This window comes from Desmospora profundinema (assembly GCF_031454155.1).
Classification (GTDB): domain Bacteria; phylum Bacillota; class Bacilli; order Thermoactinomycetales; family DSM-45169; genus Desmospora; species Desmospora profundinema.
The window spans coordinates 78,848-98,125 of sequence record NZ_JAVDQG010000004.1 but is presented as its reverse complement, the minus strand read 5'-3'; the positions used below and the strand labels follow the sequence as shown (position 1 = coordinate 98,125).

Here is a 19,278-nt window from a genome sequence, read left to right as displayed (position 1 = left end):
ATTGGATATTTGCTATAGTAACCATGGAATGTTTATCCCTTGGAACGCAGAGAGGAACGTAAAACCCATGGATATTCAGATCAGCCGACAGGCGGCAGCCCGACTGACCGCCATCCTCATGCAGGAACCGGACGCCGATCGATTGGCGGTTCGTGTTGTCCCGCTCACTTCGGGTTGCAGCACCCCTTCTTTCGCCCTTGAATTGACTGAAGTGAACCCCGGATCTTATCTGACGGAAGCAGCAGGTGTTCCTTTCACCTGTCCTCCCGCTGAAAAGGGATGGCTGGATGGAATCGTCATCGACTGGCGAAAGGAGACGGATTCGTTTTCCATCTATCATCCGTCCCCTCCGTTTTCCACCCTCTGTCCCATACCGTCGCAAAAAAAGGAGTCTGGGGAATGACGGGAGTCTGGATGATCTTCCTGGCTGCCCTTTTCCTTTTTTTGGCCGGGTTCTTTTATTGTTACGTGCGGGTGGCTGGTTTCCGCGAACAGCCTGTGCCCGGTCCGCCCCGGGAAGCGGCAATCGTCCTGGGGGCGGCCCTGCATGGGAATAAGCCCAGCCCCGCTCTACGGGAACGGTTGGATTATGCCCTCACCTTATACCGGGACGGCCGTTTTTCCCTCTTCGTCTGCTGTGGAGGCTTTCTCCGCCGTCAGGTAAGTGAAGCGGCAGTCATGCGAAACTACCTGCTTGAACGAGGCGTCCCCCCCACAGCCGTGTTGCTGGAAGATGCCTCCGCCAACACGGCACAAAACCTCGCATTTGCCCGTCCGATCTTGGAGGGACAACGGATCGATACGTGTCTGTTAATCACCCATGAGTACCATATGTACCGGGCCTGTCTCCATGCCAAAAGGTACGGGATCGATGCGACACCGGCGCCCTGCTCGACCCGTCACCTGTGGGTGCCGTATCATCGCACCCGGGAATGTTTCGCCCTGATGCGGTGGTTTCTTCTCCGCCTTTAATCCCACTTATTGTATCCAAAAGGCTGGGCTATAAAAAGGACCGGATCCCGGGCCCTCCCACTTGCGGAAACACACCGAATCGGCTAGGGCGTGTCTGAACAATCCGTTGGGCGGGGTCCGGGGTCGGTATGACTCTCTTCGTTTCGTTACAGAAAGCGCATCGTGAGACCGGGAGCGAAGTGACCCAGGCGAGACTTGTGCTCTGTGAATGCAAAGGTGTACCAAAAGTCACACCGACCCTCTCTTGTTCTCGCGAGAAATTGAATGACCAGACAGGCCCTAAAACGTATCATTCCACCCGGATTCCGAACAACCGCTCCGCATGGATAGTCGTTTCCGTCGCCACACGTGCCAGGGAGACCCCTTTCAACTGACTGACAGCCTCAGCGACCCGCTGCACCGCCGCCGGCTCCGATGGCTGTCCCAACCAGGCGCCCCCGTAAGACCATGGTGCGTCCGTCTCCAACAATAGACTGGAGAGCGGAACGTTCTCCACCAGCCGTCGATCCCGTTCACGGTGACAAACATCCGGCGTTACAGAAATCCCATAACCGGCACCGACAATCTCCCCTACTACCCGTTCCGGGGCTTTCAACCAATGAAACACAGCCTTTCGGACCCCCTCCCGCCGCAACAAGCGGAGAACAACCTCCGCCCGGTGATGGACCGCATGCAGGGATACGGGGAGATCCAATTCTACAGCCACACGTAAAAACCGTTCCAACATCGCAATCTCTTCCTGGTTCGGATTCTGCAATCGCATCGATTCCGGCAGAGAATAGTAGGGAAGCCCCACCTCCCCCACGGCCCGGATCACATGGCGGTGCTCTCGAATGAGTTGGATCACCAAATCCACCTCATTCCATTGCCACTCTTGCTCGGGATGAAGGCCAAATGCGATTTCCAAAAAGTCCGGATATCGTTGTTTCCACTGCAACAACCGCAAACAGGATTCGGCATCGGTTGCCATCGCCAACACCTTGGTTACACCGGAGCGTTTGGCCCTACGGACGATTTCTTCCATCTGCTCTGGAGGCAAACGATCCCAATGACAGTGAGTATCCACCAGGCGGATCGTGTTCATCGCCCCTCCCCCTCCTGCATCATCTCGGCGTTTGGTTTTCCAACTCCGCCAGCCGCTTACGCAAATCCGGATCCACCACTTCAATATCCAAGTCATAAAACAGAAACGGTGCTTCACCGGCCCGTTCCAAATCGGCTAAGTATGCTTCCGATTTTCGCCGCAACCGGGCCAAATCGATTCCCAAACTCTCCCCCGGATAATTACGCAATTTGTCCAAGGCCTGTCGAAACAGCTTACGTGCACCGTTGAGATTGCCGTTGCGGCAGTGAAACAGGGCAACCGCCACTTGCAGCAGTCCCTGATAAAGAGGATCCCGTCCTTCTTCCAACCATAACTCCTCCAAGACTTCATGACATTCATAATAATCCCGATCAACGTTAAAATGATAGAGGAAACGGATAAACAGCGGTGATTTTTCTCCATCCCCCGTCGACACGTTCCCACCTCCGCCGCGGTTGTGTCCTTTTTCTTTTTCTTCCCTGATTACCACCGGAAAAATCCTCCGAGAGGGTGGGCATTCTGCATGATTTCGAATACAATGGGAAAAGCCAAGCATCGAGAGGAGCGATAGGATGGACTTGAACAATCCCAGCAAGGAAAACCTGGTCTATATGATCGATGCGATAAAGAACCATCTCAAATTGGTCAATGCCGGATTGATTGATCCCGAAGACTATCGATTGGACGACTACGAGGAAGTAAAAGACCTATATGAAATGGTGGAACGGAAGAAAGGCAACCTGACCATGATGGAATTAGACGGGGTGTTAGCCGAATTGGGAGAGCTGCGAAAGCCCCGCTGAACGACTCTCTCGGATCGACCAGAATGGCCCGCCAGTGGCGGGCCATTCGATTATCAACATTAGCCCGGAGCCCGAATTTTCGTTCTCCCACAGGATGAGGACAAGTCCGCTCCATCTCCTCGGGACAACAGCGGCTCAATGAAAAGCAAGATGGTTACAAAACGGGTTGGGTCCTACGGAGACTCTGCTGAACAGTCGGCCACAGAACCTACACCGGTCCTCTTCCCTTCATAAATGGCTGATCAGCAGCCTCAACCCGCCATTGGCGGGTTGTTTTTTTACCCCTTTGTTGCAACATCAAATTGCCGGGCCAAATCAGCAGGCAGCGGAACGCTTTTTCTTTTCTCCAGGTCGATCGTGACACTGGTTACCTCCGCGTCGGCCACTCGCTCCCCCTGGTCATTGACGATCTCATGTTCCAGTACATAGCTGGTTCGCCCCTTCTTGATAGGGCGGGTAAAAATCGTCAACTTTTCTCCTAAGCGGGCTTCCTTGCGATAGTTAATGTTGATATTGACCGTTACGGTTCCCACGTTCATATCGGTAAACACATCAAAAGGGAGTTGGCTTCGGTTGTACCAGTCCTCCCGGCTCCATTCCATGTACTCCAGGTATTTGGCATTGTTCACATGCCCCATCACATCGATCTCCGTCGGCCGAACTTCAATTTGTATGGATGTTTCCATGGGGGACCTCCCTCTCTGAATCGATCTGTAGATGAATGTTGTAAAACAGGATGGAATATTCTTTCGTACCCTTGACCTTATTCTACTATGGGGTCCATCCCGTGACCAGGCAGACGCTTTATTCACAGGTAAACCGGAGAAGCATGGTATCCGATGTACCCCGCCTCTTCACCTTGATAAATCCCTTCTTCTCATACAGCTGCCGGGCTGGATTACTCCGATCAACACTTAACGATAATCCGGCATAGCCGGCTGTTTTGGCCTGTTTCATCATGGTCTCCAACAATCGAGTCCCCCCGCCGGAACCACGATAGCCGGGCAGGATGGATAGGGTCAACTCCGGGATGTCCGGTGATACAAAACCATAGCCGGGGTCGTTCGCATCAAACAGTCGATGCCAGATCCCTCCCACGGATTCTCTTTCCTGTACCAGCACCCAGCCCCTGTCTCCTTTTCGCCCCCACCCTGTCAGATAATGAGCAATCTCTTTCTTTTCCAAGATCGTTTTTGATGGGGGTTTTTCTCCCGTGGAAACATAAATGGCATGATAAAGGCACTCCCACAAAAAAGGCACGTCCGCCTGTTCCGCTTCACGAATGTTTCTGATCATTGAACTCCTCCTCCCATACGGCAACTGTCTGTCCTTCAATCCCCTCATCCCTTTTTCATCCCTTCACAAAGCAAAAAACCGGAATAAAGACCATATTACATGAAAAAACCTATTGACATCTCGTCAGAAGAGTTTATCTTGTAGGTAAGGGAGTTTACTCCCGATCACAACCTTTTCCTTCGGAATGAAAGGAGGGCCCACGATGATCGATAGGATCCGCCACGCTTGGAAACAACCCGCCGGCCGCATGGAAGAAGAGCTGCCGGTACCTGCGGGGATCATCCCACACTTTTTGCTGAAGCGCAAGAAAAAAACGGCCCCCGTTAGCCAGGGGCCGAGCAGCCATGCAGCGCATAAAAATAATATCCACTGATTGTCATTCCATCACCACTGTATCAAAGAAGAGAAGCGCTGCCAACGCACCCCGGTCCCGGGGTGCTTTCTTATTACGCCATAATCCGGAAGTGAACCCCAGCTGGCAAATGAAGCGCCACTTTGTCTCTCAATATGATGCAAATACTGCCGAAAGCTCTCAATCCGATCCAACACGATCCCGCTTGATTGTCCCAAACAGCAGCAACCCCCGATCATTCGGGGGTTGCTTGTTGAAGCCTTTTGTTTGTTACTTGTTTACCATATGGATGGCGTTCCCCACAATTCCCTCGGCCGCTTCCATAAAGGTTTCCGGCAAGGAGGGATGGGCATGGATGGTAAGCGCAATATCCTCTGCATTGGCCCCCATCTCAATCGCCAGAACTACCTCGGAGATGAGACTGGCCGCTTCCGGTCCTACGATCTGGGCACCCAGAATCTGCTTCGTCTCTTTGTCGGCGACGACTTGGAAGAAACCGTCGGCTGCATCCAAGGAAAGGGCGCGGCCGTTGGCGGCAAAGGAGAAGCGGCTGACGCTGACGTCATATCCTTCCTCTTTCGCCTCTTTTTCGGTTAAGCCGGTATAGGCCAATTCCGGATCGGAGAAGATGACAAAGGGCATGGCCCGGTAATCCACTTCGCTGGGTTCCCCTGCGATCACTTCCGCCGCCACTTTTCCTTCATAGCTGGCTTTATGGGCCAACAGCGGCTGGCCGGCGATGTCGCCGATAGCAAAAACACGCTCGTTTTTGGTGCGCATTTGCTTGTCGGTGGGGATAAAACCGCGTTCATCCGCTTCTATGCCGGCATGTTCCAAGCCCAGTTCATCCGTATTGGGAGTGCGGCCGACAGACACCAGCACTTTGTCTGCCGAGTAGGATTTCTCTTCCCCTTTCACTTCCGCGGTAACGGTGACTCCGTTTCCGGAAGTGTCCGCCTTTTGCACCATGGCATTGGTTACCACCGTGACACCCAGCTTTTTCAGGTTCCGTTTCACCATGCGCACCATCGAGGGATCCGTACCCGGCAGCAAACTGTCGGTTCCTTCCAGGATGGTCACCTCAGCGCCCAATTTGGCGTAGGCGGTTCCCAACTCCAACCCGATGTAGCCGCCGCCGACCACGATCAGTTTTTCCGGGATCTCCTTTAAATTGAGTGCCTCGGTGGAGGAGATGATTTTCTCTCCGTCAAAAGGCAGCGAACGGATCTGGGTGGGACGGGAACCCGTCGCCAGGATACAATGGTTGAATTCGTAAGTGGTGCTGTTGCTCTCCGTGGCCACCTTTACGGTGTTCTCTCCGGAGAAGTAGACTTCCCCTTGGACCACTTCCACTTTGTTCCCTTTCAGGAGGGAAGCGACACCGCCGGTCAGCTTCTTCACCACTTCATCCTTCCACTGAATCGTTTTGGAGAAGTCCACGCGGACCCCTTCCACCTCGATTCCCATATGGGAAGCATTTTTCACCTTGTTTACTTCGTCTGCCGCATGGATCAAGGCTTTGGAGGGGATGCAGCCCCGGTTGAGGCACACCCCGCCCAGTTCCGCTTTGTCCACAAGCGTCACTTTTTTCCCCAGCTGCGCCGCCCGGATGGCGGCGACGTACCCGCCGGGGCCTCCGCCGACAACAAGCACGTCCACTTCCGTTGAAAAATCTCCTACTACCATAATCAGCTCATCTCCATCATCAAGAGTTTCGGGTTCTCCAGCAACTCTTTGACACGGTTCAGGAAGCGGGCTGCCACATCCCCGTCGATCAACCGGTGGTCGATGGACAGGGAGATGTTCATGATCGGCTTGATCACCACTTCACCGTCCACCGCCATGGGGCGGTCTGCCATTTTGCCCATGCCGAAAATGGCCACTTCGGGATAGTTGATGATCGGAGTGAAGAATTGCCCACCAAAGGATCCGATGTTGGTGATGGTGAAGGTACCGCCCTTCAACTCATCCACACCGGCTTTCCGATCCCGGGTGCGCGTCACCAAGTCGCGCATCTCATCTGCCAATTGGAAGATGGACTTTCGATCCACATCTTTTAAGACCGGTACCACCAGGCCGTCTTCCGTGGCCGTGGCGATCCCCATATTATAATACTTTTTGATGATGATTTCCTCTTTCTCATCATCGATCGAAGCGTTCAACGTGGGGAATTCACGCAGGGCTGCCACCAGTGCTTTCACAATGAAAGGCATGTAGGTCAGCTTGATGCCGCGCTGTTCCGCCATCGGCTTGGCCCATTTGCGCATTTCGATCATCTCGGAAGCATCCACTTCGTCCATGATCGTCACATGGGGAGCCGTATACACGCTTTGGGCCATCCGCTTGGCAATGGTTCGGCGCATCCCGCGAAGCGGAATCCGTTCTTCGTTCCCTTGCGGAACATGGGTGACCGCTGCGGGAGCCGCTTCTTCCTTCGGTTCGGCGACAGGAGATTCTTCCACCCGCTCCGGCTGCGTCTCTTTCTGCTGGGTGCCGCCTGCTTGGAAGTTTTCCAAGTCTTCAAAGGTGATGCGGCCCCGTGGACCCGTTCCTTCCACCTGTGTGAGTTCCAGGCCGAGCTCCCGTGCTTTTTTGCGGACAGAAGGCATGGCCAACACCTGTTTACCCGATACAGCAGCAGGGGCAGCAGGCGCTTTATCTTTCTTCGCTTCCGCCGGTGCAGAATCCTGGTCGGCGGCGCCTTCTTCTTCCGTAGGTTCATCCACCGTGTCGTCTCCGTCCCCGGTGTCAAATACCGCCAGTACGGAGCCTACTTCCACCACTTCGCCTTCATCGGCGTTCAGCTTTTTGACGGTACCCGTCACCGGGGAGGGGATTTCCACCACGGCTTTGTCTGTTTGCACTTCTGCGAGCACATCGTCTTCGTTGATGGAGTCGCCTTCCTTCACATAGAACTTCACGATTTCGCCTTCGTGGATCCCTTCACCCACGTCTGGCAGTTTAAATTCGAATGCCACGACTCAAGAAACCTCCTTTCGATTAAAAGTCCAGAGTTTTGTAGATACCAGCACAAATCCGGTCCACCGTAGGCAGATATTCATCCTCGATGGCGGTCAACGGATACGGGGTGTCAAACCCGGTTACACGTTCCACCGGCGCTTCCAGGGAGAGAATCGCTTCTTCGTGGATGCGGGCGGATAGTTCGGCACCGACGCCGCCGGTCTGGGCTGCTTCGTGGACGATAACAGCGCGATGGGTTTTGGTCACGGAGCCGATAATCGTTTCCAGATCAAAGGGAGAAATCGTGCGCAGATCGATCACTTCTGCTTTTACGCCCCGTTCTTTCTCAGCCTGAGCCGCCGCTTTTTCCGCTACATGTACCATCGAACCGTAGGCGATCAGGGTCACGTCGGAACCTTCCCGGACCACGTTGGCTTTGCCCAGCGGCACGGTGTACGCTTCCTCCGGCACGTCGGCTTTGATGGAGCGGTACAGTTTCATCGGTTCGTAAAAGATAACCGGATCATCGTCCCGGATGGCGGAGATCAACAAGCCTTTGGCGTCATAGGGGGTGGAGGGAACCACCACTTTCACCCCGGGACTGTGAAGGAACAACGCTTCCAGACTGTCGGAGTGCATTTCCGGGGTTTTCACGCCGCCGCCGTAAGGGATGCGGATCGTGATCGGAGCGGTAAAACGCCCCCCGGACCGCATGCGGATCCGGGCCGCTTGCGTAGAGATTTGGTCCATGCACTCATAGACGAAACCGGCAAATTGGATCTCGGGAACCGGACGGAAACCATGATTGGCAAGACCGATTGCCGTACCGATGATGGCGGACTCGGCGAGGGGGGTATCAAACGAACGTTTCTCGCCAAAGTCTTGATACAGGTCGGCGGTCGCGCGGAAAACGCCACCATTGACCCCTACGTCTTCACCCATTACGATTACGTTTTCATCCCGTTCCATCTCAACGCGGAGCGCATGATTGATGGCTTGAATCAAAGTCATGGTGGCCATGATTATTTGCCCTCCTTCCAGGAGAGGTATTCATCTTTTTGCTTTTTGAGGAGCGCAGGAGTCTCGGCGTAGAGATCGTCGATCAATTCGGCTACGGTGCCCTTCGGCGCTTTCTCCACCTTTTTGATCGCTTCGTTCATCTCGTTGAGAACTTCCTCTTTGACGCGCTCTTCTTCCTCATCCGTCCAGAGCCCCTTGGAATCCAGATACTGACGGAACCGTTTGAGGGGATCCCGTTTGGAAGCCCAGTCTTCTTCCTCTTCCTTCGTACGGTAACGACCCGGGTCGTCACCAGCCATGGTGTGGGGACCCACGCGATAGGTGACGGCTTCGATCAGAGTCGGTCCTTCCCCTTTGCGGGCACGGTCGGCCGCTTTCTTGGTCACCTCATAAACCGCCAACGGGTCATTGCCGTCGACACGAATGCCGGCCATGCCGTAAGCAATCGCTTTCTGAGCAATCGTCTCGGAGCGCATCTGTTTATGCACCGGCACACTGATGGCATACTGGTTGTTTTGACAGAAGAAAATAGCGTTGGCATCGTAAACCGCAGCAAAGTTGAGGCCTTCATGGAAGTCCCCTTCAGAGGTCGCCCCGTCTCCGAAAAAGGCGATCGCCACATGATCTTCCTCCCGCAAACGGAAAGCCCAACCGGACCCGGCGGCATGTAGAACATGAGCGGCAATGATGATCTGCGGCGGATAGGCGTTTACACCCTCCGGCGTTTTCATGCCGGTAATCTGACCGCGGGAATTAAGGAAAACATTTTCCATCGGCAGGCCATGATACATCGCGGTTCCGACATCACGATAACTGGGATACAGCATGTCACTTTTTCGAAGGGCTGCCATGGATGCGATCTGACACGCTTCCTGACCAGCCATCGGGGCATAAAAGCCCAGGCGTCCCTGACGGTTCAACTTGATGGAACGACCGTCAAAGGTGCGGATTCTCAACATCCAACGGTAAATGTCCTTCAACTCATCGTCGGAGAGATCCGGAACTTGTTGCCCTTCAACAATTTCACCGTCCTGGTTCAGGATTTGGAACATTTCCGAACCCTGTTTCAACTCCATCACTTTGGGCACAATTGCACACCTCACTTCTTGTGGTGGGTCCCTCACGGGGCTGAAATCTCGTTCATCCCTTTATCCTGCCAATTTCACCCGACGCCCATGCGAATTCGGGGGAAATGCCGGATAAGCCGGAAGCAAACGGTCTCAATGGTACGTTCCCGACACGCGAAGAGCAAAAACTTCTTCCCGCGACCAACGAACAGACAAAAATGGCTCCTTTTTACAAAATGAAGCCGCTGAGCCCCGGTTTGGTGACAATCTTTACATTTGCATGATACACCCCACAAAAAACCTCGTCAATACCAGTAAAATTCAAGATGTTTCCTATGTAAAGCAACGATACTACAGGTTATAGTACAGATCGGAATAAGTCATTATAACAGATGAAACGCTTTTCGGCTTGCTGTTCAAAACAGAAAAGGGGACAGAAAAAAACCGCTATCCCAGGGACAGCGGTTCTCGATATCATTCGTAAGATCAACGATCACGGGCGTTCTCTTTCACTTCCTGCGGTACGGTAACCGACTCCGTCGATTCACCGGCATAGGACATAATCATGTTTTGTTCCAGTGTTACAGAACCTTTTTCCAATGGAATTTCCCAGACGGTCAAATGATCGATCTGTGTCGGCATAAACGTCTCCTTGTCCACTGAGATCCGCCTATTGACCTGAACCAGGCGGGCATCCCGATCTGCCAGAGGGAGCCCGATTTCCGCCCAGGACGGTTCCAGTTCTTTTCGTATTTTTTTGTAATCGTCACCCAGTTGTTTTTTCAAGCCTTCTTCCGATAGATTCATTTCCAGTACATAGGATTCCTCTTCCGCTGTCATACGGACACCCTCGCCGCCATTGGATTGCTTTTCCAATACCAATCGAAGCTGTTTTAACGATTCAGTGGGTAGCGGTGTTTGTCCCTGGCCCTCTCCAAAGGACGGTCCTTTTGTCCGCATCCAGTCCCCTTGATCCATTCGGTTATACCAAACACCCTCTGATAGGTAGGTTTCCATGGGCACGGTATCGGTATCCGTATTCATATACCCTTTCAAATGAATGCCAAAGGGATCCCGTGCCAGATGCAATCCCGCGTTAAAATCCATCGAGGCCGTTTCCATTTTCCCGTCCTGGGCCAGCCGAAGATTTTGGTCACCTGCCACATCATAACGGACACCCTTGATGTCCATCATCGACTCTTCCGCATTCTGAAGGATTTCCATGGCGGGCGGGGTTGGACGATCCGCTTCCGCCTTCGCCTGACCCGACTCTTCCGGTTCAGCGCCGCCAAACAGAGAACAGCCTGTAATCATGACCAAAAAAATCAACAACAAACATAAGTGTAGCGGTTTTTTCATCGGACAGTCCCCTTTCCGCAAACCATAACCATATAAAAACACCGGACCATAACGGCCGATCGACTATTTTCGACCTTTCTCCCGCTATCAGCATACCCGGCACACCAAAAAACCGCAACCTATTCAGGGTTACGGTTCGTTTCTTGTATGGTTATAAACGAGGATCGTTTAATAAACGTTGCAATTCTTCTTTATGGTTGGACTCATCGGCCACCATATCTTCCAGCTCAATCTTGAGGCCGTATTGACGTGCTTTTTCCGCCTGATCAATCCGTTCCATATATCGCTTGATGGTAGCCTCTTCATCCGCAATTGCATTTTCCAGCATTTCTCTCACATCGGCCGCTTGCTTCACTTCTGTCGGTTTCACTACCGGTACGCCTCCCAGGGAAGCGATTTTCTCCGATAGATAACTGGCATGCTTCATTTCATCCTGGGCTTCCGATTCAAAGAAAGGCTTCAACACCGGACGAGCCAAGCCGTAAACCACGGCGGCGTTGTAGGTGTAAGTGATCACGGCAGCATACTCATACGCCAAATCTTCGTTCAAACCATCAATCAGCGCTCGGATCTCCTGATTCAATGAAACCTCTCCTTTCCAAACGATGCGGTTCATCCTCGGTATCTATTTTCCCGGCCCATACTAGAATCAAACTTGGGATCCTCCACCCGTGGTGTATAATGAGTGCAGACTGGTTGTTAAAGGATGGTTGCTGATGCACGTATCGAACCGCATATCTAAACCTATTCCCCTGATCTGGGGGGACAAGCGTTATCATACATGGAACCACCATCTGCGCACCCGATTCGGAGAAAAGATCTTCAAGGTGCCCCTGGACGGTGGATTCACCTGTCCCAACCGGGACGGCACTGTCGCATCCGGCGGGTGCACGTTCTGCAGTCCGCGTGGTTCCGGAGATTTTGCCGGTGACCGGCGACAGGACCTGGTCGAACAGTTTCAGCGGGTAAAAGAGCGTCTTCATCAAAAATGGCCCCAGGCCAAATATCTGGGTTACTTCCAGGCATTCAGCAACACCTACGCCCCTGCCGAAGAACTGCGGCCCATGTACGAGTGCATTTTGGAACAGGAAAATGTGGTTGGCCTTTCCATCGCCACCCGTCCGGACTGCTTGCCGGAGGATGTGCTGGATTTGCTGGAAGAACTGAACGAACGAACCTATCTGTGGGTGGAATTGGGTTTGCAAACCGTTCATGATTCGACCTCGGATTTGATCAACCGCGGCCACGATTATGCGTGTTTTCTGGAAGGGGTCGCCAAACTGAGAGAGCGAAACATCCGTACATGCGCCCACATTATTTACGGATTGCCGCAGGAGACCGAGGAGATGATGTTGGAAACAGCGCGTGCTTGTGCCGGTATGGATATTCAGGGAATCAAGATTCACTCTCTCCACCTTTTAAAAAAGACGCCCATGGTCCGGCAATATCGGGAAGGACTGCTCCAGTTCCTGGATCGGGAGACGTATGTGCGCCTGGTGGTGGACACACTGGAAATGCTGCCGCCGCAGATGGTGATCCATCGGGTGACGGGGGACGGTCCGCCGGATTTGATGATCGGTCCCATGTGGAGCACAAAAAAGTGGGAGGCGCTGAACGCCATCGACGACGAACTGGAGCGGCGCGGGTCCTGGCAGGGGAAAAAGTGGTCTCCTTCCACACCGTCACTTCTGCCGGCGTGGGCGGGTGAGAAGCCCTGATGCTTCCTGGCATTTTAGAGCAAACCCACGAGTGGGTGTCCGAACGATTGCCTACAGGTGGGACAGCTGTCGACGCCACAATGGGAAACGGTCACGACCTCCGCTTCCTGGCCGATCATGTAGGGAACGCGGGACGTGTATTCGGTTTCGACATCCAGGAGGAGGCGGTCACGCGAAGCCGACTTCGCTTGGAAAAAGAGTCCCTCGCCCACCGTGTCGTCCTTTTCCACGACAGCCACGAAAAGATGAAACACCATTTATACAGCCAAGGCGTGCTCCATATTGATGCTGCCATGTTTAATCTAGGCTACCTCCCTCATGGCGACCCGGCCATTACGACTCAACCGGAAGCCACGCTGGATGCCATGCGGCAAGCAGCGGAGATGCTCCACCCCGGTGGAATCCTGACCGCTGTCCTTTACACGGGTCATCCCGGCGGACAAACGGAAGCGGATCGGGTGTTGATGTGGTTGGAAGAGCTGGATCCGAAACAGTATCAGACGGTTCGCTATCAAATCCTCAACCGGGAACATGCACCCCTATTAACGGCAGTATGTAAGCGTTAAAGGGTATGGACCGGATGTTCCGGCTCATGACTTCGTGAAAAAGAAAAAGCTTAAAAAGCCAGAATCCCCGGATACCGTTGGGGATTCTGGCTTTTTATTATATTTATTATGGGAGATCTCCAGGAGGGGAGATCGACTCCTCAAAGGGCCCTTTAAACGGCATCACACCCTTTCTGTAGATCAGCCGTCATCCCCAACGTTGCAATACGTGCTCAATCCGGTCAAAATCATTGGAATAGATAATCACCTTAACAGCCCCCCGATTGGGCAGATCCTCCAAGGGAATGGAAACGGTAAATTCAACCCGTGTGAATTCCCCTTCGTCTTCAGGAACATTCACCTGTCCCGTATTCCACTTTCGTTCTCCCCTTCCGTCAGCGATTATGACATCATAATAAAACTGCCCCATGGATGAATGAGTGCTTACCTCGATGTAGTAATTCCCGGAAGTACCCTCCGTAAGGGAAGTGATATCCCAGAAGCTGTCGTTGCTGGGAGTATCGGCCCACCAATTATATTCGTCCAGCTCTTCCTCAGGCGATGACGGAGACGAATCCGGTGAGTCGCTGTTACCGGATGAATCGGACAACTCCTTTTGAACATACGTAGCGCTGTCTGGCGCTTTATCCGCGGACTCCACCCCTTCGGCCGCTGTCTTTTGCGAATCGTACGATAGATAAATGCCGATAAAAGCGAACAACAACAATGCCGCTGCCACCGCCAGGATCCACTTCTTTTTCCCTTCAAGTTGCATGATTTTCTTCTTTAACAAGTGTAAATCCAACGGCGCTTTCCATCGGGTAACCGTATGATTCTCCTTCCCAGAGTCCAGATGACTCTTTTGCCTCACGGTCTCCCCTGTCGCTGCGGATTGCTTTTTCTCCAATGGCTGGCCATTTAAAAAAGCCTTTAGATCGGCAATCATTTCATCCGCTGATTGGTACCGACCCGACGGATCTTTTGCCATCGCCCGGAAGATCACTTGACACAACGGTTCCGGGATCTCCGGCCGAATCGTCCGGGGATCCGGTGTCGGATCCTGTATGTGTTTCAGGGCGATGGCGATCGCCTCATTACTCTCGAAGGGGAGACAACCCGTCACCATCTCGAATAACACGACACCCAGGGAATACAGATCCGACGTGCGGCTCGTTTTCGTACCCTTAGCCTGCTCCGGTGAGAAATAATGAACCGACCCCATCACGTATCCAGTCTGGGTGATGGCAGAAGCGCGTGACAGACGAGACACGCCGAAATCAGTCACTTTATAACGTCCGTCTCGAGTAGACATGATATTGTGGGGCTTCACATCACGATGAATAATTCCGTTTTTATGGACATGTCTCAAACCCTCCAGAATCTGTAGGGAGATCCGGGCCGCTTCCTCGGCTGGGATGAAACCTGCCGATCGGATCTTCTCCATCAGACTTTCGCCCTGGATGAATTCCATCACCATGTAGTGGGTGTCCCCTTCGCAACTGACATCGTACACATTGACGATGTTGGGATGGGACAAGCTTCCTGCAGCCCTGGCTTCTCGATGAAATCGACGGATAAAGTCCTGGTCGTGACTGAGGGAATCGTTCATCACTTTTATCGCAACACGGCGCTTCAGCATCCGGTCGATGGCCAGATAGACCACCGCCATCCCGCCGCCGCCGACGCGTTGGATGACTTCGTACCGTCCTCCCAGCGTTTTGCCCTCCAAGACCATCACCCTTTCTCCTTCCGACATCCATGAACGTTTCCATCCCTATCCGTTTGGATGATAAAAAAACTGCTAACCGAACATCGATCAGCAGCTCGGACTTCACCATCAATCCCACTGTTCCAACAAGTGTTCCACTTCATCTGCCGCGCTTGAAAAGATGACGATCTTGATCAACCCACGACTAGGAATCTCTTCCGCCGGAACGGAAACCCCGAAGCTAACGGCGGTGTATTCTTCCTCAGAGTAGGGAACCGGCACCTGACCGGTTTTTATTTTTCGCTTTCCTTTTCCGTCCGAGACAAACACCTCGTAGGAAAACTGGCCCTCCACACTGGTGTTTAAGCTGACGTTGTAATTGCCGCGTGATCCGGTTTTATTGATATTGCGGAAACTACTGTTTTCATTGTACCCCTGAGGCTTGTCCACCCACCAGTCGTATTCGTCTGGTTCCTCCTGTTGAGACGGCGTTTGTGAGGAATCAGAGGATCCGGGGGACCCGGGTGAAGACGAACCTTCCCCGGGCGCCGGTTCACTGGAATCGGCGGAATCATCGGGATTGACCGCCTCCTCATCCGGCTCTTCGGATCCGGCTCCTCCGTTCTCCGTCTCCTCTCCTTCCGGGTATCCATCTTCGGCAGCGGATTCCTGAAAATCACCCAATAAACCATAACTTATCCCTGCTAACAGCAATAAAGCCGCCGCCACCGCCAGGATCCATCGTTTCTTCCCACTTCGTTTTTTTCCTTTTCTCCCTGTGAGACGAGATTCCATGAGAGGATCCGTTTTCCGGGAAACCGTCTCCTGTTCCCATTCTTCCGGGGGGTTCTGGTGACCGGTTCCTTGATCGCGTTCCCGCTCCCAGACGCCCCCGGCTGCCGCTGGTGCACTGGTGGCGCCCAGCGGTTGTCCTCCCAAAAAAGCCTTCAGGTCGGCGATCATTTCCTGTGCCGATTGATATCGATCCTGAGGATCTTTCTCCATCGCGCGGAAGATAACTTGACACAGGGGCTCCGGCAGTTCGGGACGGATGGTTCGGGGATCCGGGACCGGTTGCTGCAGGTGCTTTAACGCTATGGCGATGGCCTCATCGCTGTCAAACGGCAATCGGCCTGTCACCATCTCATACAACACCACGCCCAAGGAATACAGATCGGACGCACTGCTGGTCTCCGCTCCCTTAGCCTGTTCCGGTGAGAAATAATGAACCGAGCCCATCACAGACCCCGTCTGCGTGATGGTGGAAGCTCGGGCTAAACGGGAAACCCCGAAATCCATCACCTTGTAACGCCCATCGTGAGTAGCCATGATATTGTGAGGCTTCACATCACGATGAACGATCCCGTTTTCATGAGCATGCCCCAACCCTTCCAAGATTTGAATCGCGATATGAGCCGTCTCTTCAGCTGGAATAAAGCCCCTCGATTCAATGGTTTCCATGAGGCTGGTACCCTTGATTAATTCCATCACCATGTAATGCGTGTCGCCTTCTCGACCCACATCGTACACATTAACGACGTTAGGATGGGATAAACTCCCGGCAGCCTTCGCTTCCCGATGAAATCGACGGATAAAGTCCTGATCATGGCTGAGGGAATCATTCATCACTTTGACCGCGACACGGCGCTCCAACATCTGGTCGATGGCCAGATAAACCACCGCCATCCCGCCGCCGCCGACGCGTTGGATGATCTCGTACCGCCCACCCAACCGCTTTCCTTCCACCAGCATCCACCTTTCTTGCATATGCACTTTCAATACCAGTCTGGCCTCGGCCACTTTCGTTCCCGGGTCTCGCTATGCACTCATAGAAGCACAAGTCTCGCCACGGTCACTTTCGTTCCCGGGTCTCGCTATGATTCGTAACCCGGAGGATTCCCCTGAACAAAGGGTGGTGCTTGCTTTTTGATTCTATCATTTTGTCCCAATTCAAAAAACAATCAATTTGCCTCCATAATAAAAAACACCTTCCGAAATAAACGGAAGATGTCCCTTTATCCAAGCGACTGAACGTTCAGCGCCCCTTCTTTTGTTTGGCCGCCAACGCGCTCAAACGCTCTTCGCTACTTTTCATCCACTTTTTCATCATGTCCTCGAAATCCGGCGCACCTCCGCGTCCGCGGCGTCCGCGAGGTCCACGGGGACGGTCGTCGCTGAGCGCTTTGATGGAGAGGGAGATCTTCCCTGAGGAATCGATGGAAAGCACCTTGGCCTTAACGGTGTCTCCAACGGACAATTCATCCTCCACCTTCTCCACAAACTTGGTGGAAATTTGAGAGATATGGATGAGGCCCGTCTCCCCCGATTCCAATTTGACGAAAGCCCCGAAGGGTTTAATCGCGACGACTTCTCCGCTCACGACGGATCCTTCCGCTAGCTGACTCATTCAAACACTCCCGCTAAGGTATTCATTCTGTATGAAGATACCACTTATTGAGGATGAAGTCAATGGGAGAACAACCCAAAGCTCTACTCCTTACTGATGAATTCCCCCTATTGTTTTCAACAAAACCTCCAATGTGTTATACTTTTTCTGTTGGAATGTACCAATATGAACGCTAATCATATGAATAAGGTAACGCAAAGGAAAGGATGGACCGATGGATACCGAGGTATTTGTAAGCGGTTCGGTGAGCGGATCCTTTCATGGAACCGTTCACAACAATTTGTCCACTTCTCAATTGATTGAACAAGCCCTTCATCGCAAAGAAGGAAGATTAACGTCCACGGGCGCGTTTATGGCCACTACCGGAAAGTACACCGGCCGTTCCCCCAAGGACAAGTATCTCGTGGACGAACCAGCGGTCCACCATCATATTGACTGGGGCAGTGTCAATCGCCCGATGGAGCCTGCTGTCTTCGACCACCTGGCAACAGCCGTGCAGCAATATCTGGCGAACAAAGATGTCTTCATTTTTGACGGTTTTGCGGGAAGCGACCGTAAACACCGTCTCCCACTCCGGGTGATTAATGAATACGCTTGGCACAATCTGTTTGCCCGCCAGCTATTTGTCCGACCGACAGAGGAGGAGTTTGCCCGTCACCAACCGGAATTTACCGTGATCAGTGCTCCCGGTTTTCTGGCGGATCCAAAGAGGGATGGAACCCGGTCGGAGACGTTTATCGCCGTTAGCCTGGAACGCCGCATCATCCTGATCGGCGGCACCCAGTACGCCGGTGAGATGAAAAAGTCCATTTTCAGCGTGATGAACTATTTGTTGCCGGATCAAGGTGTCCTTCCCATGCACTGTTCAGCCAATCGGGGTACCAATGGTGATACCGCCCTCTTCTTCGGATTGTCGGGAACGGGAAAAACCACCCTGTCCGCCGATCCGGACCGACAACTGATCGGAGACGATGAACACGGTTGGTCGGACACCGGTGTTTTCAACATCGAAGGCGGATGTTACGCCAAGTGCATCGGTCTGTCGGAGGAGAAAGAACCGCAGATCTGGAATGCCATCCGGTTCGGAACGGTACTGGAAAACGTGGCTCTCGACGAACGGGGGGTAGCGGACTACAGCAGTTCCGTATATACGGAGAATACCCGTGCCGCCTATCCGGTGGACTATATTCCCGGTGCACGCATCCCCGGAGTAGGCGATCATCCGGAAACCATCCTGTTTTTAACCGCAGACGCCTTTGGAGTCCTTCCCCCGATCGCCAAACTAACACCGGAACAAGCCATGTATCATTTTTTATCCGGCTACACCAGTAAGCTGGCTGGAACAGAGCGGGGAGTAACCGAACCGGAAACCACCTTTTCCACCTGCTTCGGCGCCCCCTTCCTGCCACGACCGGCCCGGGTGTACGCCGAGATGCTCGGGGAAAAAATAGCCCGCCACCAATCCCGGGTTTACTTGGTCAATACCGGCTGGTCCGGCGGCCCCTACGGGACCGGGCAACGGATGAAACTGGCCTACACCCGTGCCATGGTGAAATCCGCCCTGAATGGCAGTCTGGATCAGGCCGGATTTACCCCCGACACGGTGTTTGGCATTCACATTCCCGATTCGTGCCCCTCAGTGCCGTCGGACATCCTGCAGCCCCGCCGAACCTGGGATGATCCCGACGCTTATGATCGAAAGGCGCGGGAACTGGCTCTTCGCTTTCAGGAAAATTTCCGGAGGTTCACCGATGTAGGAGACGCCATCCGGAATGCAGGACCACGCATATAACACTTTCTTTACCGTCCATTCGGGACGGTATTTCTATTTTTTCTGCGGTTTCAAATGACGATTCGTCCCGTCACCGTTGACTTGCTATTTTGTTGCAAGGGGGATGGAAGCACGGATCCGGAGCTTTTGCAAAATAGAACAAAGCCAGCGGTTCCATCGCTGGCTTTTCTATTCCCGCCATTGATTACAAATCC

20 protein-coding genes are annotated in these 19,278 nt (G+C 53.2%); 7 read left to right on the top strand and 13 right to left on the bottom strand.

The window, feature by feature from the left end; all coding sequences use genetic code 11:
* The first annotated feature begins 67 nt into the window (after window positions 1-67).
* Window positions 68-403 (top strand): iron-sulfur cluster biosynthesis family protein, encoded by a 336-nt coding sequence (locus tag JOE21_RS09465; protein WP_309865220.1) that lies wholly within the window; start codon window positions 68-70, stop codon window positions 401-403.
* Window positions 400-972, top strand: coding sequence for a YdcF family protein (locus tag JOE21_RS09460; RefSeq protein ID WP_309865219.1), 573 nt, complete (start codon window positions 400-402; stop codon window positions 970-972). The genes JOE21_RS09465 and JOE21_RS09460 overlap by 4 nt, the downstream gene beginning before the upstream one ends.
* Window positions 973-1,261: 289 nt before the next feature.
* Here JOE21_RS09460 and JOE21_RS09455 read toward each other — a convergent pair whose 3' ends face one another.
* Together JOE21_RS09455 and JOE21_RS09450 are read right to left on the bottom strand one after the other, a co-directional pair.
* Entirely contained in the window at window positions 1,262-2,056 is a 795-nt protein-coding gene (locus JOE21_RS09455) for a TatD family hydrolase (protein WP_309865217.1), read from the bottom strand.
* A gap of 19 nt (window positions 2,057-2,075) precedes the next feature.
* Window positions 2,076-2,546 (bottom strand): DUF309 domain-containing protein, encoded by a 471-nt coding sequence (locus JOE21_RS09450; RefSeq protein WP_309865215.1) that lies wholly within the window; start codon window positions 2,544-2,546, stop codon window positions 2,076-2,078.
* An 82-nt stretch (window positions 2,547-2,628) separates the two neighbouring features.
* Between JOE21_RS09450 and JOE21_RS09445 the strand changes: the two genes are divergently transcribed.
* Complete coding sequence (locus JOE21_RS09445; RefSeq protein ID WP_309865214.1) at window positions 2,629-2,859, top strand: DUF1128 domain-containing protein; 231 nt, start codon at window positions 2,629-2,631, stop codon at window positions 2,857-2,859.
* A 278-nt stretch (window positions 2,860-3,137) separates the two neighbouring features.
* Here the strand turns inward: JOE21_RS09445 and JOE21_RS09440 are convergent, their stop codons facing one another.
* Together JOE21_RS09440 and JOE21_RS09435 are read right to left on the bottom strand one after the other, a co-directional pair.
* Window positions 3,138-3,545 carry an acyl-CoA thioesterase gene (locus JOE21_RS09440; protein WP_309865211.1) on the bottom strand — a complete coding sequence of 136 codons (408 nt, stop codon included), beginning with the start codon at window positions 3,543-3,545 and terminating at the stop codon, window positions 3,138-3,140.
* A gap of 118 nt (window positions 3,546-3,663) precedes the next feature.
* Entirely contained in the window at window positions 3,664-4,155 is a 492-nt protein-coding gene (locus tag JOE21_RS09435; RefSeq protein ID WP_309865208.1) for a GNAT family N-acetyltransferase, read from the bottom strand.
* 202 nt (window positions 4,156-4,357) lie between these two features.
* Between JOE21_RS09435 and JOE21_RS09430 the strand changes: the two genes are divergently transcribed.
* Window positions 4,358-4,528 carry a hypothetical protein gene (locus JOE21_RS09430; protein ID WP_309865206.1) on the top strand — a complete coding sequence of 57 codons (171 nt, stop codon included), beginning with the start codon at window positions 4,358-4,360 and terminating at the stop codon, window positions 4,526-4,528.
* Window positions 4,529-4,777: 249 nt separating this feature from the next.
* Here JOE21_RS09430 and lpdA read toward each other — a convergent pair whose 3' ends face one another.
* The 6 genes from lpdA to JOE21_RS09400 all read right to left on the bottom strand — a co-directional run bounded on the left by lpdA (window position 4,778) and on the right by JOE21_RS09400 (window position 11,497).
* Entirely contained in the window at window positions 4,778-6,193 is a 1,416-nt protein-coding gene (gene lpdA / locus JOE21_RS09425) for a dihydrolipoyl dehydrogenase (protein WP_309865205.1), read from the bottom strand.
* Between the two features lie 2 nt (window positions 6,194-6,195).
* Window positions 6,196-7,485: a dihydrolipoamide acetyltransferase family protein gene (locus JOE21_RS09420; RefSeq protein WP_309865204.1), complete on the bottom strand. Its 1,290-nt coding sequence runs from the start codon at window positions 7,483-7,485 to the stop codon at window positions 6,196-6,198.
* 22 nt (window positions 7,486-7,507) lie between these two features.
* A complete protein-coding gene (locus tag JOE21_RS09415) occupies window positions 7,508-8,488 on the bottom strand; it encodes an alpha-ketoacid dehydrogenase subunit beta (RefSeq protein ID WP_309865202.1) in 981 nt (326 codons plus the stop codon).
* A 2-nt stretch (window positions 8,489-8,490) separates the two neighbouring features.
* Entirely contained in the window at window positions 8,491-9,564 is a 1,074-nt protein-coding gene (gene pdhA, locus JOE21_RS09410) for a pyruvate dehydrogenase (acetyl-transferring) E1 component subunit alpha (RefSeq protein ID WP_309866060.1), read from the bottom strand.
* Between the two features lie 477 nt (window positions 9,565-10,041).
* Window positions 10,042-10,914 carry a DUF6612 family protein gene (locus JOE21_RS09405; RefSeq protein ID WP_309865199.1) on the bottom strand — a complete coding sequence of 291 codons (873 nt, stop codon included), beginning with the start codon at window positions 10,912-10,914 and terminating at the stop codon, window positions 10,042-10,044.
* Between the two features lie 151 nt (window positions 10,915-11,065).
* Window positions 11,066-11,497 carry a ferritin-like domain-containing protein gene (locus JOE21_RS09400; protein ID WP_309865196.1) on the bottom strand — a complete coding sequence of 144 codons (432 nt, stop codon included), beginning with the start codon at window positions 11,495-11,497 and terminating at the stop codon, window positions 11,066-11,068.
* A 133-nt stretch (window positions 11,498-11,630) separates the two neighbouring features.
* On the opposite strand from JOE21_RS09400, the gene mnmL reads away from it, so the two are divergent.
* Both mnmL and mnmM read left to right on the top strand, forming a co-directional pair.
* On the top strand, window positions 11,631-12,632 hold the full coding sequence (gene mnmL, locus JOE21_RS09395; RefSeq protein ID WP_309865193.1) for a tRNA modification radical SAM protein MnmL/YtqA: 1,002 nt from the start codon (window positions 11,631-11,633) through the stop codon (window positions 12,630-12,632).
* Window positions 12,632-13,198 (top strand): tRNA 5-(aminomethyl)-2-thiouridylate-methyltransferase MnmM, encoded by a 567-nt coding sequence (gene mnmM, locus JOE21_RS09390; RefSeq protein ID WP_309865191.1) that lies wholly within the window; start codon window positions 12,632-12,634, stop codon window positions 13,196-13,198. The genes mnmL and mnmM overlap by 1 nt, the downstream gene beginning before the upstream one ends.
* 187 nt (window positions 13,199-13,385) lie before the next feature.
* Here mnmM and JOE21_RS09385 read toward each other — a convergent pair whose 3' ends face one another.
* From JOE21_RS09385 to JOE21_RS09375, 3 genes are all read right to left on the bottom strand, one after another.
* Entirely contained in the window at window positions 13,386-14,912 is a 1,527-nt protein-coding gene (locus tag JOE21_RS09385; RefSeq protein ID WP_309865188.1) for a protein kinase domain-containing protein, read from the bottom strand.
* Between the two features lie 102 nt (window positions 14,913-15,014).
* Window positions 15,015-16,631, bottom strand: a complete 1,617-nt coding sequence (locus tag JOE21_RS09380) for a protein kinase domain-containing protein (RefSeq protein WP_309865185.1) — start codon at window positions 16,629-16,631, stop codon at window positions 15,015-15,017.
* A 289-nt stretch (window positions 16,632-16,920) separates the two neighbouring features.
* A complete protein-coding gene (locus JOE21_RS09375; protein ID WP_309865183.1) occupies window positions 16,921-17,292 on the bottom strand; it encodes a S1 RNA-binding domain-containing protein in 372 nt (123 codons plus the stop codon).
* Window positions 17,293-17,506: 214 nt separating this feature from the next.
* On the opposite strand from JOE21_RS09375, the gene pckA reads away from it, so the two are divergent.
* Window positions 17,507-19,084, top strand: coding sequence for a phosphoenolpyruvate carboxykinase (ATP) (gene pckA / locus JOE21_RS09370; RefSeq protein ID WP_309865180.1), 1,578 nt, complete (start codon window positions 17,507-17,509; stop codon window positions 19,082-19,084).
* Window positions 19,085-19,278 lie beyond the last annotated feature (194 nt).